At 32.2% G+C, this 24043-nt stretch carries 30 protein-coding genes; 26 read left to right on the forward strand and 4 right to left on the reverse strand.

The window, feature by feature from the left end; all coding sequences use genetic code 11:
• Positions 1-164: 164 nt before the first annotated feature.
• Both BK137_RS20925 and catA read left to right on the forward strand, forming a co-directional pair.
• The gene (locus BK137_RS20925) at positions 165-572 is read left to right on the forward strand and encodes a GNAT family N-acetyltransferase (protein WP_038191301.1); all 408 of its coding nucleotides are present in this window, start codon (positions 165-167) and stop codon (positions 570-572) included.
• 247 nt (positions 573-819) lie between these two features.
• Positions 820-1467, forward strand: coding sequence for a type A chloramphenicol O-acetyltransferase (catA, locus tag BK137_RS20930; RefSeq protein ID WP_038191303.1), 648 nt, complete (start codon positions 820-822; stop codon positions 1465-1467).
• Positions 1468-1730: 263 nt separating this feature from the next.
• Here catA and BK137_RS20935 read toward each other — a convergent pair whose 3' ends face one another.
• The gene (locus BK137_RS20935) at positions 1731-2201 is read right to left on the reverse strand and encodes a DinB family protein (protein ID WP_038191305.1); all 471 of its coding nucleotides are present in this window, start codon (positions 2199-2201) and stop codon (positions 1731-1733) included.
• A 359-nt stretch (positions 2202-2560) separates the two neighbouring features.
• Between BK137_RS20935 and BK137_RS20940 the strand changes: the two genes are divergently transcribed.
• From BK137_RS20940 to BK137_RS20950, 3 genes are all read left to right on the forward strand, one after another.
• Positions 2561-3049, forward strand: coding sequence for a YjdJ family protein (locus BK137_RS20940; protein ID WP_038191313.1), 489 nt, complete (start codon positions 2561-2563; stop codon positions 3047-3049).
• A 46-nt stretch (positions 3050-3095) separates the two neighbouring features.
• Positions 3096-3383, forward strand: a complete 288-nt coding sequence (locus tag BK137_RS20945; protein ID WP_038191315.1) for a YolC/YozM family protein — start codon at positions 3096-3098, stop codon at positions 3381-3383.
• Positions 3384-3527: 144 nt separating this feature from the next.
• Positions 3528-4040 (forward strand): hypothetical protein, encoded by a 513-nt coding sequence (locus BK137_RS20950; RefSeq protein ID WP_038191316.1) that lies wholly within the window; start codon positions 3528-3530, stop codon positions 4038-4040.
• On the opposite strand, the gene BK137_RS20955 is transcribed toward BK137_RS20950, so the two are convergent.
• Positions 4041-4658 (reverse strand): LysE family translocator, encoded by a 618-nt coding sequence (locus BK137_RS20955; RefSeq protein ID WP_038191318.1) that lies wholly within the window; start codon positions 4656-4658, stop codon positions 4041-4043. It abuts the gene before it with no gap.
• A gap of 334 nt (positions 4659-4992) precedes the next feature.
• Here BK137_RS20955 and BK137_RS20960 point away from each other — a divergent pair, with 334 nt between their 5' ends.
• The 8 genes from BK137_RS20960 (at position 4993) to BK137_RS20995 (ending at position 10010) form a co-directional block, all read left to right on the forward strand.
• Positions 4993-5364: a VOC family protein gene (locus BK137_RS20960; RefSeq protein WP_038191321.1), complete on the forward strand. Its 372-nt coding sequence runs from the start codon at positions 4993-4995 to the stop codon at positions 5362-5364.
• Positions 5365-5651: 287 nt separating this feature from the next.
• Positions 5652-6050, forward strand: a complete 399-nt coding sequence (locus tag BK137_RS20965; RefSeq protein ID WP_038191322.1) for a hypothetical protein — start codon at positions 5652-5654, stop codon at positions 6048-6050.
• 13 nt (positions 6051-6063) lie between these two features.
• A complete protein-coding gene (locus tag BK137_RS20970; protein ID WP_038191324.1) occupies positions 6064-6267 on the forward strand; it encodes a helix-turn-helix transcriptional regulator in 204 nt (67 codons plus the stop codon).
• A gap of 51 nt (positions 6268-6318) precedes the next feature.
• Positions 6319-6525: a hypothetical protein gene (locus BK137_RS20975; RefSeq protein WP_081730170.1), complete on the forward strand. Its 207-nt coding sequence runs from the start codon at positions 6319-6321 to the stop codon at positions 6523-6525.
• Between the two features lie 759 nt (positions 6526-7284).
• Positions 7285-7827, forward strand: a complete 543-nt coding sequence (locus BK137_RS20980; protein ID WP_235175790.1) for a carbon monoxide dehydrogenase — start codon at positions 7285-7287, stop codon at positions 7825-7827.
• A 172-nt stretch (positions 7828-7999) separates the two neighbouring features.
• Positions 8000-8404 carry a hypothetical protein gene (locus tag BK137_RS20985; RefSeq protein ID WP_038191335.1) on the forward strand — a complete coding sequence of 135 codons (405 nt, stop codon included), beginning with the start codon at positions 8000-8002 and terminating at the stop codon, positions 8402-8404.
• A 123-nt stretch (positions 8405-8527) separates the two neighbouring features.
• Complete coding sequence (locus BK137_RS20990; protein WP_038191341.1) at positions 8528-9076, forward strand: hypothetical protein; 549 nt, start codon at positions 8528-8530, stop codon at positions 9074-9076.
• Positions 9077-9767: 691 nt separating this feature from the next.
• Positions 9768-10010 (forward strand): hypothetical protein, encoded by a 243-nt coding sequence (locus BK137_RS20995; protein ID WP_038191344.1) that lies wholly within the window; start codon positions 9768-9770, stop codon positions 10008-10010.
• 336 nt (positions 10011-10346) lie between these two features.
• Here the strand turns inward: BK137_RS20995 and BK137_RS21000 are convergent, their stop codons facing one another.
• Positions 10347-10766, reverse strand: a complete 420-nt coding sequence (locus BK137_RS21000) for a hypothetical protein (protein ID WP_038191346.1) — start codon at positions 10764-10766, stop codon at positions 10347-10349.
• A 334-nt stretch (positions 10767-11100) separates the two neighbouring features.
• On the opposite strand from BK137_RS21000, the gene BK137_RS21005 reads away from it, so the two are divergent.
• Entirely contained in the window at positions 11101-11325 is a 225-nt protein-coding gene (locus BK137_RS21005; RefSeq protein WP_038191347.1) for a hypothetical protein, read from the forward strand.
• Between the two features lie 105 nt (positions 11326-11430).
• Positions 11431-11775, forward strand: coding sequence for a PH domain-containing protein (locus BK137_RS21010; RefSeq protein ID WP_235175793.1), 345 nt, complete (start codon positions 11431-11433; stop codon positions 11773-11775).
• Positions 11776-12073: 298 nt separating this feature from the next.
• On the opposite strand, the gene BK137_RS21015 is transcribed toward BK137_RS21010, so the two are convergent.
• On the reverse strand, positions 12074-12955 hold the full coding sequence (locus BK137_RS21015) for a LysR family transcriptional regulator (RefSeq protein ID WP_038191353.1): 882 nt from the start codon (positions 12953-12955) through the stop codon (positions 12074-12076).
• A 157-nt stretch (positions 12956-13112) separates the two neighbouring features.
• Between BK137_RS21015 and BK137_RS21020 the strand changes: the two genes are divergently transcribed.
• The 11 genes from BK137_RS21020 to BK137_RS21075 all read left to right on the forward strand — a co-directional run bounded on the left by BK137_RS21020 (position 13113) and on the right by BK137_RS21075 (position 23938).
• Complete coding sequence (locus BK137_RS21020) at positions 13113-14357, forward strand: amidohydrolase (RefSeq protein ID WP_038191360.1); 1245 nt, start codon at positions 13113-13115, stop codon at positions 14355-14357.
• Complete coding sequence (locus BK137_RS21025; RefSeq protein ID WP_038191363.1) at positions 14354-15571, forward strand: amidohydrolase; 1218 nt, start codon at positions 14354-14356, stop codon at positions 15569-15571. The genes BK137_RS21020 and BK137_RS21025 overlap by 4 nt, the downstream gene beginning before the upstream one ends.
• Before the next feature lie 174 nt (positions 15572-15745).
• A complete protein-coding gene (locus tag BK137_RS21030) occupies positions 15746-16135 on the forward strand; it encodes an NUDIX hydrolase (RefSeq protein WP_038191365.1) in 390 nt (129 codons plus the stop codon).
• Positions 16136-16593: 458 nt separating this feature from the next.
• Positions 16594-17100, forward strand: a complete 507-nt coding sequence (locus BK137_RS21035; RefSeq protein WP_038191368.1) for an RNA polymerase sigma factor — start codon at positions 16594-16596, stop codon at positions 17098-17100.
• Complete coding sequence (locus BK137_RS21040) at positions 17084-18058, forward strand: anti sigma factor C-terminal domain-containing protein (RefSeq protein WP_038191371.1); 975 nt, start codon at positions 17084-17086, stop codon at positions 18056-18058. Before BK137_RS21035 ends, BK137_RS21040 begins: the two co-directional genes overlap by 17 nt.
• A gap of 510 nt (positions 18059-18568) precedes the next feature.
• Positions 18569-18802, forward strand: coding sequence for a hypothetical protein (locus BK137_RS21050; RefSeq protein ID WP_038191377.1), 234 nt, complete (start codon positions 18569-18571; stop codon positions 18800-18802).
• Between the two features lie 627 nt (positions 18803-19429).
• On the forward strand, positions 19430-19999 hold the full coding sequence (locus BK137_RS21055; protein ID WP_051448892.1) for a hypothetical protein: 570 nt from the start codon (positions 19430-19432) through the stop codon (positions 19997-19999).
• A gap of 199 nt (positions 20000-20198) precedes the next feature.
• Positions 20199-21392 carry a hypothetical protein gene (locus tag BK137_RS21060; protein WP_038191380.1) on the forward strand — a complete coding sequence of 398 codons (1194 nt, stop codon included), beginning with the start codon at positions 20199-20201 and terminating at the stop codon, positions 21390-21392.
• A gap of 73 nt (positions 21393-21465) precedes the next feature.
• On the forward strand, positions 21466-22659 hold the full coding sequence (locus BK137_RS21065) for a hypothetical protein (RefSeq protein ID WP_038191382.1): 1194 nt from the start codon (positions 21466-21468) through the stop codon (positions 22657-22659).
• 307 nt (positions 22660-22966) lie between these two features.
• A complete protein-coding gene (locus tag BK137_RS21070; protein WP_235175791.1) occupies positions 22967-23497 on the forward strand; it encodes a GNAT family N-acetyltransferase in 531 nt (176 codons plus the stop codon).
• A 33-nt stretch (positions 23498-23530) separates the two neighbouring features.
• Complete coding sequence (locus tag BK137_RS21075) at positions 23531-23938, forward strand: GNAT family N-acetyltransferase (protein WP_038191385.1); 408 nt, start codon at positions 23531-23533, stop codon at positions 23936-23938.
• The last annotated feature ends 105 nt before the right edge of the window (positions 23939-24043 follow it).

Raw genomic sequence — 24043 nt, forward strand, 5'->3', positions numbered from 1 at the left:
GCTTTATTATTTTACCATATTTCCTTGATTTCTAAAAAAGCATTAAAATTGTTTGCAAGATAGAGAATAGTTTTATCTTCTGTTATCGGGCGCGATTGTTTAATTAGTATCTCTTTTTCTTATTAAACTAACGGGGCAGGTTAATGCAAGAAGGGACGTGTTTTATGAAAGAGATTAAATCGACATCTATTCAACCTAATGTAAGAGAACTTTTATCCTTCGCAACCTCTGAAAAGAATGTCGAGAAAGAATATGAGATATATATGCAATCTCCAATAAGAGAGTTATATGGATATGACCTTGAAGATGAGGTTGTTGGTTGTATTGGAATAGAATTTTTAAGTCCAAAACGTTGTGAAATTAAACATATCGCAGTATCTCTAAATCATAGAGGAGTAGGTATTGGGAGTAAAATGATTAGCTTTATTTTGGAGAAATATTCTTCACCTTTTATGTTTGCTGAAACCGATAAAGATGCGGTGAATTTTTATGAAATTTATGGATTTAAGATAAAGAGTTTGGGTGAAAAATATCCGGGTGTGGAACGATTTCAATGTATTTTAAAAAGTTAATAGGACTAAGTCTTATTCAACAATTGGGTGCTTTACTTGAAGATCATTGAGTTGCATATGCAGCTCTTTTTTCTTATTGAACTAACGGGGCAGTTTAGTTGAAGAAAGTAATATCTGTAAGTTGATTTTAGTCTAGAAATACTGGATAATGTTGTGGTATAAATTAGTTTACAAAAGGATGACTGTCATGAAAAAAGCAGAGGAAATAGCCTCCTAAATCCAATAAAACATATTAGGAGGCGTTGTAATGAAATTTAATATAATTGATCGTGAAAATTGGAATCGAAAAGAGTACTTTGAACACTATTTACAACAACAAACAACATTCAGTATAACGAATGAAATTAATATTACTGTTCTTATGAAGAACTTAAAGAAGAAGAATTATAAGTTATATCCTGCGTTTATTTTTATGATTACAAAAATAGTTAATTCCCATCGAGAATTTAGAACCAGTTTTAACCCAGAAGGGAATTTAGGTTATTGGTCAGAAATATTGCCTTCTTATACAATTTTTGATAAGAAGACATACACATTTTCTAGCATCTGGTCACCAAATGTAAGTAGGTTTTCTGAATTTCATTCTCAGTATGAAAAAGATGTAGAAGAATACAATGGTACGGGTAGTTTATTTCCAAAGACTCCTATACCAGATAATAATATTCCGATATCTATGATCCCTTGGAGTTCTTTTACAGCATTTAATTTAAATATTAATAATGGTGGAGATTTTCTCTTACCCATAATAACTGGGGGTAAATATTCTCAAATAAAAGATGAATTGTTCTTACCTGTGTCGTTACAAATTCATCATGCTGTTTGTGATGGTTATCATGCAAGTGTTTTTATGAATGAATTACAAAGGTTTGCTGATGAAAGTGCAGACTGGCTCTAGTTGTTCATTGGGAAAATTTCTAAAAGGGGAACTGTGAAAGCAGTTCCTTTTTTTATAGAATTACAACCAAAGTTTATGAATAAATGTACTTAAGCTAACTGGTGCTTTACTTCAAGAAGGAGTGAAGCTTTTTTCTTATTGAACTAAAAGGGGCAATTTAGTTGAATAAGAGAAGGAGAGTTTTTATGTCGCATTTGACACAAAATGCGTAGTAACTAAAAAAGAAAAGGCGCATCACCTAAGTGATCACACCTTGAGATAAATTAATCCCAAACACGTACTCTTGGAACCCTTGCCATTCTCAAGTAATCCAGCAATTGGCCAGTATGGACTGATTCATGATAGGCGACTCTTAGCAACATGTCTCCCAAACTTCTTATGTAACCTGAATCAGAACGATCAATTTTAATACTTGTTAAATCTTCTTCAGAAAATGACTTAATAGTTTCTATGAAGTCATTTCTAAATGGTTCTGCTAATTTCAATTCCTCATTTACAGTGGTAAAAGGTTGTTTTTCGAAAGGAGAATCAAAGACTGCCAGACTACCTTGATTTTGGATAGCTAGATGGTAATAAAGTTCACTTTCTAAAACATGCCTAATCATCTCTATACAAGTCATTGCTTCGTCATCGGGTTTCCAATGTAGTATTTCTTGGGGAATAGATGTCCAAACCTTAGTACTTCTTCTTCGTACTTCGTTGAAATTTAAAAGAATTAAATCAATTGAGTTCATAATTTATTCTCCTTTAATTGGTATGTATTAAATATACATGAATGAACGTTCGAATAAAAGAGAGCGATTTTGGTTAAAACATTACGTCACAGTTCGACCAAAATACGTAATAGAAGAGAAGGTTCTTGTTCAACTAAAAGGGCAGTTTAGTCGAATAAGAATTGTAACATTATTCCATATAATTCGTCTTAATGACTAGTAGGTAAAAAGGAGTGATGTTCTTTTTATTAAGTTATTGGACTAACTGAGTAGGTTTATGAAAGATAGCAACTTTAATTAATTTCATTAGAAACACCGTAATCTATATTGAAATGAAAAGTTATTTACGAAATCTTAATAAAATTATTGGGAGGATAAAATTGTTTAAGTATATGTTACAACTCATCATTGGAATTTTTACTTTAGCGGTATCAACAATTATAGCTTGGTATGAGGGAAGTGCCATTATAGAAAATTCGTTGGAATGGAAGTATTCATCACCGTTTACCGAGTTATTTAACATTGAGATTACGAATGGGCGTGATATTAGCCAACTCGATTATTTTGTTTATGCAGTTAAATTTCAACCATTATTTCCTGTTATTATGATAGTTAGTTTACTCTACATTCTGAGTGTAATTGGCTATTATCTAATAAAACATCATTCTAAATGGGCTATAGGCTTTTGGGGATTTACAGGTTGTATATGTATATTACTTAGTGGTTTAATTTTTAATTCGCCAACAATTGGAGGAAGAATCTTTTTCTGGATGTCTTCAATAAGTGGAATTTTAAGTATGACAGTTTCAGTTATAGTTTGGTTAAGAAATTACAAGCAAAAACTAACTGTTAACACAAATAAAATGTAAACTAAAAGTTTGTAAGAAATGTACTTAAAGTAATGGAGGAGAAAAAATGGGTGTTAAAAGAAAATTCGGAGCACTAATTTTAACGAGTGTTATTGTTATGTCTGTGGTATTTTGGTACGCGCAACAAAAGCCATATAGTACAGAGCTGGTTATAAACTCATTGTGGGATAAATACGAAGTACAAAGCACTCAAATTGGTGATACTGATCCGGTTATATCGATAGATGTATATGATAAAAATGATATACCTGAAGTTGAAAAGTATTTAAAAGCCAAATTGTCTAACGATGATTTAGAACACTATGAAATCGAGGTATTTTCTGGGTGGTCGTGAATTCTTTGGTGAGACCACAATAAACCATTTTACATTACCTAGTGCGATTGTGGAATTAGCGTAGCTGTTCTTATTAAACTAACGGGGCAGAATAGTTGAAGAAGAAAAAGGAATAATGAAAAGGAATAGGATGGAAAAAGTAATATGATTAATATTGATGACCGAACATCGTATGAAAATGAACGTATAGATTTCCGGGCTTGTGATTGTATAAAAAAACCAGAATATATGTATTGGGTTGACGGAGAATATGGAACAACTATATTTGATTTCTGGAAAAACTATAACTGTTTTCCTCTAAAGGTTATCCATAACTTTGTAAGAGAATTTGATGATTTAGACGATGATGACAAACGGCATAGGTACAGAATTGATGAAGTTCATTCGATAAATGAACTGGATAGAATACTAGACGATGTTGGATGGAAATTAACCTTTGACGATTTCTTTATAACTAATTCATCAAAGGAAATAAAATTTAAGATACAGGATAGAGATGAATTGAAGGGGAAGGTCTCTGTACAGTATCCTATATTCGAATTAGATCCAAGTGACACTCTAACAGAAGTGATTTTACACGGAGATTCTTTTATCGTTGGTACAAATGATATCAGTTTATCAAAGAAAGAACAGCTCTATACAGTCATCCTACCCTGACTATCCTAGTTGAACTAACGGGTGCTTTAGTGGAATAAGGAGATTTGTTATCTTATTCAGGATTATTCCTACCTTTTGGTTTCCTCTTAGTTTTTTAGTAACGTAAGAAGAGAAATAAGCAACAAATAAACACCATAGTAGTCCAGTTGCTGTAAACGTAAGCCCTAAAATTAAAAAAGGAGCAGGACCTGATGCTTGAACATCTATAAACTGCGGAAGAAACGCAATAAAAAATAAAGAAACTTTTGGATTTGTTAAGCTCGTTAAAAGTCCTTGTATATAAATTTTTCTTATGTTTAATTTATTTGATGATGCTTTGAAACCAATGTTTGACTTATCAAGTATCATTTTAATCCGTAGATAAACGAGATAAATAACACCAATTATTTTAATGATATTAAATAATACAATAGATTTTGTCAGTATGAGTGATAAGCCAAAAGAAACAAATAACGTGTGAACTAAAGAGCCAGTAATAATACCAAACACAGAATAAACACCAGCTCTTTTACCTTGTGAAATACTTCTACCTACAATATACATGGTGTCCGCACCAGGGATCAGATTTAGTAAAATCCCTGTTAGTAAAAACATTTCATAATTTATAATACCGTACATTTTAGCACCTCAATCTCTTTTTTTGGGTGCCCTTATCGATATTAAAGTAAATGAAAGGAAAATAAAAGCACTTTTTAATACAAGCTAATTAACAAAAAGGAAAATATAATAATAAATAAGGTGTAATCCACTTTTCATTTCGAATATCCAAGAATTTGTGAAGAATCACACTTAAACTAACGGGTGCTTTACTTGAAGAACATTGAGTTGCATAATGCAGCTCTTTTTTTCTTTATTGAACTAACATGGGAAGGTTAATTCAATAATTGGAAGGAAAAAGGGATATAGAAAGGGTACTATTTGATATACCAGATTAAATAAAGGAGAGAAGGCTATGAGTAAATCATTTATTGAACAAGTACATTATATTAGAATTCCTGTAAAAGATTTAGAACTGTCTGCACAATGGTATAGAGATGTATTAGGGCTCCAGTTATTAAACATTACTGAGGAACTTTCGGCTTTAAAAGTAAATGAAGGACCTTTCTTACTTATCTTAGTTCCTACCGAAGATGAAACATTTGCACATTTTACAATTGATAATGAACAAGAATTTAGCATTGGCTTTACAAGTCCAGAATTATCTAAATTTCATCAACACTTAATGGATAATCAAGTTAAGGTAGAGGATATAAAAGAAGATAATGGTCACGCCTTTTTCCATTTTTATGACCCAAATGGTAATAAACTTCAAGTACACTGGTAAGATAATAAAAAATAGATTACCTTATTTCATTAACGGGTGCTTTACTTAAAGATTATTGAGTTGCATCGGCAGCTCTTTTTTTTTATTGAACTAACGGGGCAGGATAGTTGAATACTTTTATAATTAAAATGGTTCAAATGAGGAAATATTTCGTTATTTAAAGAACCATTATTAACTACTTGACGTTTGGCTTGTAAAAGGTTAATATGAAACTAACTTCACATGAAACAAACTTCATGTGAAAGGAACTTCACTACCAGAGGATAAGTTAGTTAGGAGAGGTATATTTGAAAAATTTATTCATGCAGCGACTTTTAGTTTCAATCTTACTAATGGTATTTGGGTTCATTCAAGTAATTCTCGATACATCAGCAGGATTTAATAATGGCTATATCACAGTATTGTTAGGTGGAATAATTTTATTGTTCTCAACAATTTCTAACATTACATCCCGAAAGAATAAATCACTAGAAAAGGAATTAGCAAAAGAATATGACGAAAGAGATGCTTTAATTGATGGAAAAGTGGCTCGCTTTTCCTTGTATATCCTGATATCTGAAATATTAATTCTTATGTTTTTAACTAATTTTGTGGAAATCCCAGCAAATACTGCATTATTTATTGTTTTAATATCTTTAATGATTATTGAATTTGGATCTAGAAAATATTATACTCATGTCCTTTAATCAGGAGGAATTTATGAAAAATAGAGTAAAAGAATTACGAGTAGAAGATGGAATAACACAACAAGAGTTAGCTGATAAAGTAAGTGTATCTTCAAGAACAATCATCTCATTAGAAAAACAAAAATATAATCCATCTGTACTACTTGCATATAAAATAGCTTCAGTTTTTAAATTATCAATTGAAGAAACTTTTATTTTTGATGAGGATGACAGATAAAACATTTCATAAAGATGCACATATAAAATAAACAACGGAGGAATTTTAATGATGTATATTATAGGACTTATTTTTGGGGTAGTTTTAGTAACTTGGGGTATTTATCGTATGAAAACAGATGAAGGCTTATTTGGTAAAAATCAAAAAAACAAAAACTTATTCAATCTCCTGTTAATGGGAGAAGCTTCAGGAATAGGACAATTTTTGGGTGGAGTTATATTAATTATTGCAGTGATTATTGGATTTTTTGTGAAGTAGTAAGAATTTCAATTTTTCACTGAAATATTGTGAATGAAAACACTTAAACAAAAGGGTTAGTTACTTAAATATTTAAGTAACTAACCCTTTATTATAATTTTCTTTTTTTGAATATTAACCCTATAGAACCTATAGAGGAGAGCTATTCAGCTAACGTGGTGCTTTACTTGAAGTTCATTGAGTTGCAAATACAGCTCTTTTTTTCTTTATTGAACTAACGGAGCAGTTTAGTTGAAGAAGCCACTAGGTTCGAACATTAGGCTCCTTTTTATTACTAACAGAGCTTCGTTTTTTACAATAAATTTTCTATTGTCACTTATTTATAATACAGATAAAATTAGTTGATCTAATTTTCTTTATTTGGAGGCAATATGACTGATATAGCAGAACAGCCGTTGACTAATTTACTAGCTCACTTACATACAGCCCTTTATTTATCTGGCAGGTAATACTAGCTCTTTTAGTATTAGTTTTCTTAAGAAATGAAAAGGGTTGCTTAATGTTTTTTTATAAAATTTGGGCTATGGTTTTTATAATCATTTATTTACTAGCAATTTATTTTTACCTAATGAAGTAATAATTAATAATTGCACACTTTGTGTCTACTGCGTTATATTCTTATTCAACTAACGGGTGCTTAAGTAGAAGATCTTTGAGCTGTTCAGACAGCTCTTTTTTTATTCAACTAACGGGGCAGTTTAATTGTAAAAGGATTATTGTACCTAAATCGGACAAACTAAACCTAAATAGAAATTAAGGGTGATAAAATTGAACAAAAATGTTCCTTTTCTATTGGTTTTATTTGGTATATTAATTTGTGGGTTAAATTATGGAACAGCAAATGCAAATCCGATCGATACTCCACCTTCTTTTGAGGAAAAATTCACTGAAGTAGGATATAAATCAGTAGAAGAGTCAGTTAATGAATTTGCAAATCATTTAAAAGTCGATGTAAAGTTACCCACAATTATGCCTCCCATTACTTTCACACATAAGTTCGGAAGATTTTATCGAGATAAGAAATATAGTATGAATGATTCCCTAGAAATCATTTATGTTAATAAAGATATAAGAAATAACATTTACAAAATTGATATTCGTCCATTAAAAAATAAGATAAACTTCAAAGGTAAAGAGTATGCTCTTAAAGATGGGAGTAAAGGTATATATTTTGAACACCTCTACTTAAATTTTTTAGTCTTTGAAAAAAATAATTTGCAATATATACTCGGAATTCATAAAAACGTATCCAACATAGAAATACCTGAAACTTTAGTTCGAATAGCTAACTCAATTGAATAACTAATTCAGTTAAAGACCATTAAGTTTCTTATAAGGGCGTTAATCCAAAAGTGAAAACGCTTTTTTTTTCGAATTTATTTACTTGTTGTACTATCGAAGTTTTTTAATGTTGAACATAGTATATCTAAAAATTCACACAATAAAGCAAAGAAAAAAGGAGGTTTTTATTTCTATGGTGAAGTCTATTTTTAGAGGAGTACTGCTTTTATTTACCATAACTTTAATGTGTTCATTAGTTGTCCATGCTGAAAAAAATGAACAAGGAGAAAGTGACAAAGGAACTGTTATTTATCATATCAAATACGACTACGATGCAATATCTAATTTTTTGGGAATGAGTCGTGATGAATATGAACAATGTTGGAAAGAAGGGTTTTCTATTGCAGATATGGGAAAGAAACAGGGGATTTCAAGAAGGGATATAACGAGTTATTTTGTAAGCCTTCACTATAATGAGATGCAAAAATGGCGAAGCAAAGGAGCCCTTTCAGAAGAGCAATATTTCGACCTTGTTTATAGATTAGCTGATGAAGTGGAGGATTTTATTGACCGTAATCCAAACCGTAAAATCAACTAACGATTGCCTTGGTAGAAGATAATTGAGCTGTTCAGACAGCTCTTTTTTTTACTAAAGGGGCAATTTACTTGAATTAGGATAGATAGGTAAAATAATACCAAAAATTAATTAAGGGTGATTTAAATGAACAGGTTTATTCTACTTATACTTATGTATATCGTGATTTGTGGAGTATATAACGGAAAAGTATATGCAACCTCTAACTGCCAACCTCAAACTATTGAAGAAAGTTACCTTGAAATTGGATATAAATCTGTCGATGAAGCTTTAAGAGATTTTGAACACCATTATAAACAGGATTTACAGCTACCATTAAGAGTCCCTCCTGTTGTCTTCACTCACGTATTTGCACGAACTAATAATGGAGATGGTAGTGATTTTTTTGAAATGGAGTACATCAATGAGCAATCATCAGAGTACAGGTTCCTGATTAATGTAGGAGAAAAGGGTAAATTTACGATAATGGAAAAAGAATTAATAAAGGAATTTAGGCTCAAGGGTGGAAACACAGCATACTTCTTGAGCATAAGAGGTCCAGACAGTATAAGAGGTTCAAACTTATTGGTTTTTGAAAAAGATAATTTGCAATATAGGTTTAGTATAGATAAAAAAATATCCGAAAAGATTACTCCTGAAATTTTAGTTCAGATAGCTAATTCTATTAATTATTGAATCGAATCAAAAATTTCTCTTATTCAACTAACGGGGCAGGTTAGTTCAGTAAGAAAATATCCGTTTTTTATAGTTTTAGAAGGGTAATTTGTTTAGACTAAAGATTATGTATAGATATTACTGCAGGTCATAAATTCATATTTGGATAGGTGAAAAAAATGATTTCGATCATTCATTTCCTATTTATTTATTAGGAGGATTTTATTCTTATTTAGTAGATGTATATTTTGATATTATTCAATTTCGTAATGAATTTCTAAAATATATTATTGGATTCCTCGTATACGTAGCAGGTGGTTTATTAGTTGTTGGAGTACTTTCTGTAATTATATTGCTAACCGACGGGGTACTGGTGGATTATTGACATTTGGCGCCCTTATGTTTGGTGCCTTGGCAGCTTTATTATTTTACCATATTTCCTTGATTTCTAAAAAAGCATTAAAATTGTTTGCAAGATAGAGAATAGTTTTATCTTCCGTTATCGGACGCGATTGTTTAATAAGTATCTCTTTTTCTTATTAAACTAACGGGGCAGTTTAGTTGAATAAGAGGTTTTTTTGCGAATGCGTTGAATAAGTTAATATATGTTAAATATTGAACGAAAAGGGGTGCTTTACTTCAAGTCTGGGGGTAGCACTTTTTTCTTAAACTAAGTCAGGACAGTTTAAGAATATGTATAGGGGTGCATTTTATGATTAAGTCTTTAAAAGGGCAATTTATCTTATCTATATTTGTTGCTATTGGCTTTGTTTATGTTAATTTTTCTAGTATTGAGTTTATTGCTGACAAGAGGGATCCAACCGGTCGGGTAATATTTTTCTTCATCATGATTTTATCGGTGTTTAATGCGGGATTATTGACGGAAAAATACATTCACAAGAAAGAAGAAATAACTTTTATCCAACCAACGGGTGCTTTACTTGAAAATCATTGAGTTGCATATGCAGCTCTTTTTTTCTTTATTGAACTAACGGGGCAGATTAACTGAAGAAAGAATAGTTTATTTCCGCAGTTGAGGAAGGTCAATAAGCCTTCCTCTATTTTTATTTATTAGAGGTAATGAACTATGAAAGCAATAACAAACTAACCTTTAGTTTTATTAAAACGTAAAAGTTTAGCTCCAAGTGGAGCTTTTGTTGTATGGAAATGACCATACTTTAAAATTTTATTGATTTAATTTTCCTGTAAAGAAGGATTTATGAATCATTATTGAATAATTTAAAGCCCAGGTACTCAATTAATTTTGAGCCTAGACTTTTTTTTGCGCTTATTATAGCTTCTCTAACATTCTTATTAAGGCTGTTAAAACAAATGTAGTGATAACTGCAATTATTAAAATTCCAATGGAAGATAACTCAACGGATGTAAGGTGGAAAGTTTTCATCCAATAATATCCTACAATTATAGAGAAAAATGACGACAAAACAGAGATTATTAATCCTAGAAATCCTAATTCGTCTAGCTTTTGTTCTGTTAAACCTACAAGGCTTAATATCTTAGAGAAAATACCAGCAATTATAAATAGTGCAAAAGATAAAATAAATAATGACATTATTCCTGAATGAGTAATTTCATTAGGCACGAATTTAACTAAAGCCATCATTATAAATGCAGGTAGAAAAATAGGTAATATTAAACCGGCAATAATAACGAATGAAGCGAAAAATTTATTTTTATTTGGTTTACTCATACATCCTCCTGAAAAAATAGTAAAAAACGTGATTAAAATATAGCACATTAAAATAATTAACAGCATTTTATTGTTTTTTCTGATAAAATTGGAAAACGTCATCAAACGAACGATATTTTTAAACTGAATTAAAAAAGAAAACAAATCATTTTTACATTTTTTATTTTTCATACTTTCCTTTGTTTATAAAAAGTTGAATGAGCATACATTACACATAGTAAGATTGTGAAGAAATGTACTTAAACAAACGGGTGCTTTACTTCAATAAGGAGTAGGGCCTTTTTCTTATGGAACTAACGGAGCAGGTTAGTGTTATTAATCAAAGGGAATCGAATTGTATATTATTAAAATGATTCTTGCTGTGTTTGTAATGGCAATTTCAGCATACTGCTTTATCACAAAAGATTATTTGTATGCTCCAATATCATCTTTATTGCTTGGAATTTTAATTGCAATTATAGGAATAGATGAATTTAAAAATAATGGTAAAAATAGTAGATGTATGTTTTTTATACCAGTATCTATATTGGTTATTGTCGTGGTTTTATTTAGTTTCTAATTATATTTAGGTGCGTTTAAGTTGGTAATAGGATTAGACGATACTGATCTGTATTTTCCATCGAAAAAAGATTTGTGGATTTATCCTATCTATTGAGGGTGTACCATAGCTTGCTTTGCCCCTTTGGTTGCAGGCAGAGATTATATGGTATTAGTTTTTACTGTTCCATTGGCATTTCTATTGGCTTGTGGATGGTATAAAACGGGGTATGAAGTAAAGGCAGATTATTTAATCATATATAGCGGACCTCTAAAAAAGAAGATATTAATAACAGATATTAAAAGTATGAAACAAACAATGAACCCTTTAGCATCCTATGCATTATCGATAGATCGTCTAGAAATCATTTATGCTTCGGATTTCAATATGGCGCTTATATCTCCAAAAGATAAGGATAGTTTCATAAAGTTAGTGAAAAAAGTGAACCCTAAAATCAATTTAGAGAGGTAGTAATAGTTAAAACTAAGTAATTCTTTAAAGGGGACATAGTAATTGAAGAAAATAAAAAACTAGGACGCTTCAATTATGAGTATAACGGGATTATTAATCATTGAAGCATTTTTAGCGGGAAGTTCAATTTAAAATTACTTGCAATGATGTTCATTGGTTGGTCAGTAGGATATTTAATTTCCTATTATTTTGATAAAAAGAATAATAAGTAGGCTTATTGAACGAACAATTTAATCGTTCGATTGAACGGTATTGGCTATCGTTCAATCGAACAAATTTTTAACATCACATCAAATGGCTACTTCTCTAATTCCTCTTTTAATAGCTTAATAAAATTCTGTGAGGTTTTCGATAAGAAATGATCCTTTAACCAAATAAGTCCAGAAGAGCTGTTTAATGCTTCGTTACTGATTTTGACAGCATGAATTTTGTAGCCCTTTTGCTGTCTAATGACGGTTTCTGGTACAACAGAAGCGTAGAATCCGCTTTCGACTAGCTCTAGTAATAGAGCAATGTCTGAACACTCAGAAAGACGAGGGGTTGCAAGACCATAATTTGAGAATTGCTCCATGATTATATAGTGTAAACCAAGGCCTTCAGTGCTTGGAATGATGAGCGGGTAGTGATGTATGTCCTCGTAAGTTACAGTAGAAGAAGGCAAGATTTCTTTAGAAGAACAAATGAAATAGAATGGTTCCGTTTTAAGATGTAGGATTGAAAAGTCATTCAATTCTAGAGGAAAACGAATGATGGCTAGTTCAAGTATTCGGTCACGGACTAATTGGCATAGCTGCGCAGAATCATTTTGTTGGATTTTAAACGTAATATGTGGATGCTGCTGATGATAACGTTGAATAGTAGTAGATAAATGTTCATTTGATAAAGTATTTACGCCCAGAGTTAAAGTTCCGTGTTCCCCGTTTGCTGTTTCCCTAACCTCTCGTTCAGATTCTTCCATATACTTCGTAATTTTCAATGCATGTTTATAAAGCGTTTGCCCTGCATCTGTTAACTCCAGCGTTCTTCCTCGTCTTTCAAACAACTGCACATTCAAATGGTTTTCCATGTTTTTTAGTTGCTGACTCAAAGGAGGTTGCGATAGGTGTAGCTTTGTAGCAGCTGCAGAAATTGTTTTTTCCTCAACGATGGCAATAAAATAACGTAATTGGCGAATATCCACTTTTCCAACCTCCCTTCTATATATGAAAAAGATATGTAAAACTAACAAAATGAATATTATTAGTATACTAAACTTCATGATACGATAAAGACAAAATATTTGTAAAATAAATCGCTAGAGGCAAAAGTGTTGCTTCATATAGAGAGGGGAAATTTAAATGGATTCAAAACAATGGTTAATGAATGTATTGCTTGAAACGGGATTTCACTATGAAAACGGACATGTTGTAGCAACGAAAACAGAATTGGTACATCTTCTGATTGAGGAAGGCAAGATTACGAAAATGACCCCTCAAAGTACGAAAATAGAGGATGATGTTCCAAAGCAGGATGCAAATGGCTTGCTGGCACTCCCTTCTTTTGTGGAAAAACATTGTCATTTAGATAAGACTCTGCTTGGAGATAAGTGGACTGCTAATATTCCAGCCCCTTCGATATTTGACCGATTTGAAATTGAAAAGGAACGTTTACCACAATTAGAAGTGCCGATGGAAGAACGCGCCTCCATTTTAATTGATACGATGTTGAAGTCGGGTGTTACACATATTCGAACACATGTGGATTTATATCCTGAGGTTGGGTTGAATTATTTAGAGACGATCAAAAAGGCATTAGCTCGTTATGAAGGTAAATTAACGCATGAAATTGTTGCCTTTCCTCAACATGGATTGCTTCGAACAAATGCTTCAGAAATTGTGAAAGAGGCATTGACTAAAGGCGCGACACTAGTAGGAGGAGTAGATCCAGCCTCGGTAGATGGAGATATGGAAAAGTCCGTGAAAGAATTATTTAATCTAGCGAATCTAACGAATTCAGGCATTGACCTTCATTTACATGACCGCGGTGAAGTGGGTCTTACAACAATAAAAGAAGTAGCAAGACTGACAGTGGAATATCAAATGCAGGGAAGAGTGGCGATAAGTCATGCTTTTGCACTTGCAGATATGGTAGGGGAAGAAGCTAAGGAAATTATGCTCATGCTTGCAGAAGCCAAAGTTGCAATCATTTCAAGTGTACCTCTTGGAGATAGAGTTCCTCCGTTACCTACACTGGATGAACATCAAGTCGAAGTAGCAATTGGTTGTGACAACATATATGATTCTTGGTCTCCTTTTGGAAACGGGGACATTCTTGAACGACTTGGTCGATTTGCCCAAAGGTTTAATTATGTAACTGAACAAAAGCTTGCTACTTCACTTAAGTTCATCACAAATGGTGTGACACCACTTAATGAGCAAGGTGAACAAGTGTGGCCGGCTATTGGTATGGATGCAAATATGGTATTGGTTTCAGCAAGTTGTTCCGCAGAGGCTGTAGCAAGAAAATCAGAGAGACATGCCACTATTTTCAAAGGGAATATTGTTGCAGGTTGCCTTTCAACGAAGGGAGAGGAAACACGATGAGAAATTACTGGTTGTTAAATGTTCGTTTGGAAAATGGATATATTTATAATGAAAATACGGTTGTTGGAACGGAAACGAAAATCCAACATATTCGAATTGAAGCGGGAAAAATTGCTGAAATAACCAATGTACTGCCAGAAGGTGACTATGACTCTTACGATGCAAAGGGTATGTTAATGCTCCCTTCTTTTAAGGAAATGCATATTCACATTGATAAAACTTACTTCGGTGGGGCATGGCGCGCTGTGCGTCCTGTTACAAGTATTTTTGAACGAATTAAGGAAGAAGAAAAGCTACTGCCTGAGCTATTGCCAACTGCAAAAGGAAGAGCACTCCATATGCTAGAAACAGTGCTAAACTACGGATCAACACATGTACGAGCACATACAAATATTGATCCATCTATTGGTTTGAAAAATTTAGAAGTAACCGTTGAAGCATTTGAAACATATCAAAATAAGCTTTCACATGAAATTGTTGCTTTCCCTCAGCATGGATTATTACGTTCAAATATGGTAGAAGAAATAAGACAGGCGCTAAGAAGTGGGGCAACCCATGTAGGTGGTGTAGATCCTAGCTCGGTTGATGGCGATATTGAGCGCTCGTTAAATACAATTATGGATCTTGCTGTTGAAGCAAATGCAGGTATTGATATTCATCTGCATGACGGTAAAGAAGCTGGTTTAAAAACGCTACAAAAACTTGCTGACTTAACAGAGGAAGCAGGCTGGAAAGATAGAGTAACAGTGAGCCATTGTTTTGCACTTGCAGACATGTCTCCAACTGATTTTAAGGAAATCTCATGTCGCTTTGCCAAACTTGGCATTTCAGTTGCCTCTACCGTTCCTTTTGGCAAGATAATTATGCCACTACCAGAACTGAATGAGAGTGGAGTTCCTGTCTATTTAGGCACTGACAGCATTAACGATCATTGGTCTCCATTTGGTAATGGTGATAATTTAGAGAAAGCAGGATTATTTGCAGAGCTATATCGAAATAGTACTGAACAAAAGCTATCTCAGACATTGGGCTTTATTACGGGGGGGAAGACACCGCTCAATCAAAAAGGAGAACAGGTTTGGCCTAAGATTGGTGACGAAGCTAATATTGTCTTTGTTGAAGCAAGCTGCTCTGCTGAAGCTGTAGCAAGACGATCACATCGAAAAGCCGTGATATATCAAGGTAAGCTAGTTGCGGGCAATGATAAGGATTAATCAAAAATAGAATAAACCCGAATCAAGACTACCTCCCATGCTTTTGAAAGTAACATTGTTTATACCTCCTAAAAATTTATTAATAAAGGGATTATTGGCAACTCTATTGAAATATTGACATATTGATATTTTACTAACGAAAAGGTTTGTTGAACAAGAAGCGGGAGGGATAAGATGAAAGAATGGTTTGGTTCCGCAGCAATTTGTATTAATGAGAACAAAGAAGTTTTGATGGTAAAAGGTAGTAACTCTGAATCTTGGGCTATTCCTTCGGGTGGTATTGAACAAGGAGAAACACCAGAAGAATGTTGTATTAGAGAAGTTAAAGAAGAAACAGGATATGATATTGTCATTGAGGATAGCCTGTTTATTAAAGAAACTGAAATTAAAGGTTATAAAGTAAAAAGTTATTACTTCAAAGTGAAAAAAACTGGAGAAAGTGAAGGGATTAACGACCCCGATAACATTATTGTAGATGCTGATTGGAAGTCACTGAGAGATATACGAAATATACAACACGCATATCCCGAGGACTTGGAAGTTTTAGAGAAATTTTTGAAATAGAGATTATTATTATTTTGTGTGTAATATTTTTACTAACGGGGCTTTACTTGAAGATCATTGAGCTGCATATGCAGTTCTTTTTTTCTTTATTGAACTAACGGGGCAGTTTAGTTGAAGAGTGTTGTTTAACTTTAGTTCAACAATCTGGCCATATTGTTGAGTAAATATTTACTTGTATAGCATTATACAAGCTGAAAAGTATCGCAAATAGTGGTGAAACAAAGGGTAGATCTAACTATAAATAGCCATTGGCTGTCGAAGATTAATTAAATGTAATCAATATATTTTCTAATTTATATCTTCTAATGAATTTGGCGAGAAGCGAAAACTTTCTTGCCAAGTTCTTTTTTTATTTCACAACTAAAGAAATATGTGTTAATGAGAAATAAGTAATATAAATTTGTAATTTTTTGTTAACCTTTTTATTATTGAAACGTTTTAAAGGTAGGAGGTTTGAAATGAACGATTCCATGATGGGAAAAAAACTAAATGAGATACTAAAATTTGTCTACTCTTACCTAATAAAAATGGGTGCATCAAAGGAAGATGCAGAAGATATTATTCAAGATACTGCTTATAAATTTTTACAATATATAGACTCAATCCATAATACCCAAAGTTGGCTTTTTAGAGTAGCAGTAAATCAATATTATGATATGTCTCGTAAGAAATCTAGGCGAAGAGATATATTATTGAAATTCAACTTACAAGAAATATTTGAGGAAGAAACACCTGAAAAAGCCCTCATGCAAAGTGAATTAGAAAGGGATATTCATGAAATCTTAACTAATTTAAAACCAAAATACAGGCAGTTACTTCTTCTAAAATATAGTACAGGATTAAAAATAAATGAGATAGCAGAGCTGTATAGCATGAAAGAAGGATCTGTTAAGACTATTCTTCATAGGGCAAGAAAAGAATTTATAGAACAATATAGGAGGTATGAAAATGAACAAGGAAAATGAGTTTTTTCCAAAAGATTTTGAGTTTGAGAAATTGGTGAAAAAAGCAAAGAAACGTTCAATGATAAAAGTGGTGCTCATTTCATTAGTTATTAGTCTGATTGTTTTAACTGGTCTATATTTTATTGGAGATACAGTGATGAAAATAAAAATGGAAAAGGAGACCAGCTTAGATTCGACCTGGAATGGAATTATGGGCGCCAACATTGAAGAACAAGGTACAACATATAATTATTCTCTAACTTCAGCAACAGCAAAAACGAAATTAGTAAAAAAAGTCGGAGGAGTTCCAATTCCATGGGGTGAACGGGAAAAGGTCTTTCCTGTTTTGGGGACATCTAGATTGATTACTATTGATGGTCCTTCTGGATCAGGCAGCATAGAGGATGAGCGAATTCCTTTATATTATCAAGGAGAAAGAGTAGTTGAATTTTTTCATCCACAAGTTAACTATAAGCAAATATTTGATGATAGGACTGTACTGAATATTATTGACGATAACACTGTTGTAGAAATGGCTTTTTCATTTAATGATGGATACTCAATTGAGGAAGTAAACCAAGTATTTAAAGAACAATTAGCATGGTATTGGGTAGATACTTTTAGTAAAGATGACATAAAAGATGATAATAAGTTTAACGAAGATGAGAATTTTCCTAGAGACTCTTCGGTAAATGGCTTTCAAGCATATGGCTTTCAATATAACCAACACCCAAAGGCTAATCCGGCATCTAACTTTATATCGATATTAGAGATGGTAAAGGAGGATGGTGGTAATTATCAAAGCGATGCAGAGAAAATTATTAATAGCATAACTAATCAGGGCAAAATAAAACTAGAACCTCAGAACCTTAAAATTATTGGTGTAGTGGTTACAGGAAAACCGAGTGATTTAATAAAGTTTAGTGATGAATCTATGATTCGCGGTGCTACATTAGGAGCAACAACAGACCTATATTAAACTGTAGTGAATACCAATGAAACTGACTTATGAGGAGAGGTGCTACGATAAGGTGGCATCGTTTTTAAAGGATAAAGAACTAAACACTGAGAATTCAGTTTATCTTTTCTTACAAGACGATCTTCCTCCTTTTAGTACATTACCTTGGGTGAAGACGCCACTATCAAAGGTTATTGAAAATATTGCTCATCTAGCAGCAAAAGACTCCTATCAACAGTATATATTTTCCCAACACCTAAATTTGTAATAGAATTCGTTGAACCAGACTTAATAACCATTGCTTGGTAATTGGGCGTTACCTGATGGATACATATTTTCACTAACGTGGGCTTTACTTCAATAAGGAGTAGAGCCTTTTTCTTATTCAACTAACGAGGCAGTTTAGTTGAATAAGTTATATTAGTATAAATGTGGTAAAGTATAGTAAAATCGAAAGAAACAATAACTCAAACGTATTTTGTTCAACTTCCTCTATTGGACCAAGTGAGTTACATTTTAGGGGGTTTTGAAATGGAGAAAATCTTAGTGAAAACAGGGGTATATTCATTTGTTGTTACTTTCTTCATATTAGTCGCTTTTATGCAAATAGAAGAAAGTACAACTGATGTAGAGGGGATGACTTCATTTGTTGTAACACCTTATCCAGAGTTTTTCTTTCATATTTTTAGATATTCTATAATTACTTCAATCATTGCGGTTATACTTGGATGTGTTTATATACTATCAAATAAGAAAAAAGAGTAACAAACTCAACAGGTGAAGGAAATGTACTTAAAGTAATGGGTGCTTAGTACAAGATCGTTAGAGCTGTCCAGAACAGCTCTTTTTTCTTATTCAACTAAAGGGGCAGGTTAGTTCAATAAGACTTTGTTAATGGGAAGGAGAGGACTAATTTATGTTATTTATGCTTTTGCTTGTCATTCCATTATTAGGCGTTTTCTGGTTTTTAAATTTTACTACGTTCTTTAAGAACCTAAAGAATGGAAAAAGCACTCATAACCAAAATGTTTTTGGAGCAGTCTTAAATACCCCTATTAGGAAAACACAAACGCCTATAATTACATCTTAGGTCTCACTTCTAAAATGACACAATTGTCCGCGTGTGGTCAAAAGGTATAAAGTCGGGTGTAATAAAGAGCGCTATAAAGAATGGATATTTAGAACCTGGGGAGAAATATAAGATCAAAAAGTCACCTGGTGCACCTGGTTATTATCAATTGTTTATTGAATTTGATGGGCAATGGCACCGTGCTTTTACTATTAACTGTAAGTCTGGTTGGTATCATGGTTAGAATAATAGTTTCGCTTTGAAAAGCTGTTAAAATGACGACGCCAAAAAAGGGATTTTATGATTGAAAGGCGGTTATTCTCATGCAATTAGATTTAATGAAATTGTTTGATGGGTATGTTAGAAACTATCATACTTTTAATCTAACAGTACACCATGGAAAGCACTCATTTACTATGACTGAAATTGAGCATTTTTCAAGGTTAGGATCAATGTTGGGATATTTTCCATTTACAGAAGACACTTGTAACGGTAAGAATAGACCAATGGACTTAACGTGGTGGGATAATGATGATGGTGAATATTGGCATGACTTTGTATTACACCTAGAACGTGAAAATTATTTCAAAAAAGATGAAGAAACTTTGGAGAAGCTTTTTTGTGAACGCGAGTATACTCCGTCTAATATTATTGGGATAATGAATGTACGTAATCAAAAAAGGATTGAAGAACTACTTACACAAGCAAAAAGTATGTGCAAAGTTGCTAATGCTTTACTAATTTTCAAAACAAATTCTAGCGGAAAAAGTCAAAAGTATTTTGATGAAGTTTATGCTTATTTACTAAATAAGCATAATATTGTTGAATCAAATACTGATTACGTTTCTGATATTTCTGGGACTTTATATATGTATTATAAAAATGAAAAATAACTTTTATTATAGACTCCTATTTGGAGTCTTTTATTTTTATGCTTGTTTATGATAAATAGTATTATTATAAAAAGGAAGAATATTCCGATATAATTATATGAAAAGAACAGAAGACGGTTGTGAGGAACACAATCAAACTATATGAATTAACTCTTAATAATAAGAGCTTTGTATATATTAAATACTAGGAGATGATTAAATGGGGAAATTAAGTAAAAGTATTATGTTAGGTATGTTAAGTACTGGATTACTATTATCCAGCGTAGTTGTAGTAGACACTGAATCTACTGTTCAAGCAGCTAGTACTATTAATAATAGCAAGGAAGTTAGTCAAAAAGCGTATGTTTCGTCCGCAAAGAAAAAATTAAGTGTGTATAAGAAGCGCTTGGACGAAAATATTCCTAAATTTAATGAGTATACTGCTATTCGAAAGAATTTACCTGCACTAGGTAATTTAGAAGACGAAGACTACTACTTTGAAGTGAGACATTATTATATAGTTCCAGATTATATGAGTTACGAAAGATCAAAGTATATATCTAAAATACGTGATACAAATAAAATTAACCTTTTAGACGATTACTCGCCTAAATATCCGTCTAGAAAAATACTTGATGAATTCGAAAAAGTAGAGTTGGAGTTAAAAAAGAAGAAAATAGATAGAAAAAAGGTAGATAGTCTTCTGGACAATATAAAATCATCATTACCTTCAAGCAGTACATTCATGGATTTTCCGTATAATTTAGTACTAAAAGTTAACTTTGATCGTAAAGAATTGAGATTCTTACATAGTGAGATGTACGGTGGAAATGATGAAAGAAGTAATGTAGTAAAGAAGTTCACTCCTATAGAATTAAATTATATTAAACTCATGGAAACTAAACGTGTGGAGCTATCTTCTCTGAATACTCGCTATTTGGAAACAAGGAATTCCATTGAAAATCGTACAGATGAATTAGAGAACTATACAAAATTAAATAAATACGGGGAATACCTTAAAAACCTTGTATACGATACCAGTGCATATAGTAAATTAGCTGTAAAACAGAGAGAGAACGTAATGGCAGCACTTGATTGTTATAGAAATACGAGAGCTGAATTGATGAATAATGGTATATACAGTGAAGATGATATAAGTAAAAGAAAAGAAGATATGCTAAAAAGGACCGAAGAATACTACGAGGTATACTCAAAAGCCTCTGAAGAGGTAAAAAATACGAACGGTAAGAAGAGCGGTAAGATTGATATATACAACAAAGCAGCTACTGACATGGTGTTCAACATACAACTGGCTAATGATATTTACGACCATTGGAACGAGGTAACGAGTACACAACCGATTCAAACTATGTCTTCGCTATTGAAAAAAGCAGGAATGGATATGGAAGAATAAAGAGTAGATAAAACCAACCAAAAACAACTAATGCAGAACGAGAGCTGATTTATATTAATAAGGAGATGATACAATGGGGAAATTTAGTAAAAGCGTTTTGTTAGGAGTATTAAGTACAGGAATACTATTATCTAGTGTAGTTGTAGAAAGTCCTAAATCTACAGTTCAAGCAGCTAGTACTATTACCGATAAAGTAGTAAGTCAAAAAGCGTATATTTCGTCTGTTAACAAAAAAATCGAACTATATAAGAAACGTATAAAAGAAAATGAGGTAAAATATCAAATATTTTATGGTATGCAAAAGGATTTGAAACCTCTGCATAAAGAAGTATTCAGTAAAATACCAAAGGAAGATATAAACAGGGGAGAAAAGTATTACACTGAACTTACACCTTATGTCAGCTTTGAAAAATCGAAATATTTATATAGAGTAAATAATGTAGGTTCTATTAATAGATACCAATCATTTGCAGATCAAAACAAGAAATACCCGACAAAAAGCGTAACTGATGAATTCAAGATAATAGAGAAGGAACTAAAGAAGAAAAAGATTAATAGAACAAAAGTAGATCGACATTTGCGCTATGCAAAATCAGCGATACATTCAGCCTATTCATCCATAAAACTAATGAATACTGCAACTTCACGAACTACCTTTTATATAAAAGAATTGAATTTCTTGCACAGTGAACTGTTTGGTGGAGACGTTAAACGTAGTAATGTAGTAAAGAAATTTACTCCTGCCGAGTTACATTATATTGATTATATGTCTAGAGCCAACAGAAAACTATCGTTGAGCTACGCGAGTAGTATAAAGTCCTTGGATGAATTAGATACCTATACAAAATTGAACAAATACGGTGAATACCTAAACGATATAGTAAACGATGACAACGTATACAGTAAATTAAGTGTAAAACAACGAAATAACGTAAGTCGCGCACTTAAGCTTTATGAAGAAACCAGAGATGAACAAATAAAGAATGGTATATATAGCGAAGATGATATAAGTAAAAGAAAAGAAGAAGTATTAAAAAGAATGGAAGATTATTATGACCGTAATGTTAAAGCGTTCGATGTATTAGTAAAAACGTACGGTAAGACAAGCGGAAAAATTGATGATTACATCAAATCGTCAACTGACATGACCACGAGTACGATTATGATGGACGCTACGCGTGACAATTGGCACAAAGCGTTTAGAGAACAAACGATTAAAGATATCTCTTGGTACTTGAAAGAGGTAGGGCTGGATATGGAAGACTGATAGAAGATAAAAATAAACTTAAAAACCACAAAGAATAATAATTTTTCTGTGGTTTTTATGATTATTTTACTTGTTAATCCACAGCGTGTGCAACTGTATTTTAATCAAACTTTATTACTAAGTTACAGTAACTTTATAAAAAAATTGATAAAAATCACCTCTTGAGTTTTTCTTAGAGGTGATTTTTTATTGGATATTTATGTTAAAATAAATGTAAAGCTTGTGAAGAAATGTACTTAAACTAACGGGTGCTTTACTTCAATAAGGAGTAGAGCCTTTTTCTTATGGAACTAACGGGGCAGGATTGTTGAAGCAAGAATTGAATATTAATAATAGTGATTTATTGAAGAATAAGGAAGTGGAAATAACAATGAACTACATAATAAGATTAGCGAATGAAAACGACATATCGGGTTTATGTGATATTAGAAATAATAAAGATTTATTCACGAATTATTTAAAGCAATTTGCAAAAAGGGAAGTATATTTGGCAATCGCTGAACAAGACGCACTTATATTGGGTTTTGGAGTTCTTAAATTAAAAGGCTCTTTGCTTCCTAAATTAAGTGACCTATATGTAAAAGAGGATTATCGGGGCAATGGTATAGGTTCAGATTTGATTCGGTATAGAGAAAATATTGCAAAGGGTTTAGGCCATTTTGAGATATTTGAGAGTGTTGACCCAATAGAAAATCCCAGAATGATAAAGTTAATTAGCAAACACGGTTACGAACCTATCTCCGAACCATATTTAAAAAAAGCCATATTTTATAATGATGATGGTACGACCTATAATAAAGCCTACACAAGAATTGATTTAAAGAAGTTGTTGAACTAACGGTTCAGTTTAATGCAAGAAGGGACGTGTGTTATGAAAGAAATTAAATCGACATCTATTCAACCTAATGTAAGAGAACTTTTATCCTTCGCAACCTCTGAAAAGAATGTCGAGAAAGAATATGAATTATATATGCAATCTCCAGTAAGAGAGTTATATGGATATGACCTTGAATCTGAGTTTGCTAGTTGTATTGGAATAGAATTTTTAAGCCCAAAGTGTTGTGAAATAAAACATATCGCAGTATCTCCAAATCATAGAGGAATAGGTATTGGGAGTAAAATGATTAGCTTTATTTTGGAAAAATATTCTTTATCTTTTATGTTTGCTGAAACCGATAAAGATGCTGTGAATTTTTATAAAAATTATGGATTTAAGATAACGAGTTTAGGTGAAAAATATCCAGGTGTGGAACGATTTCGATGTATTTTAAATAGTTAATAGGACTAAGTCTTCTTCAACTAACGGGGTGCTTTAGTGGAATAAGGAGATTAAAATAATCAAGCTTTTTTATATACAGTAAAATCAAGGAGTTAGAGTGATTTA

The organism is Viridibacillus arenosi, assembly GCF_001955655.1.
Classification (GTDB): domain Bacteria; phylum Bacillota; class Bacilli; order Bacillales_A; family Planococcaceae; genus Viridibacillus; species Viridibacillus arenosi.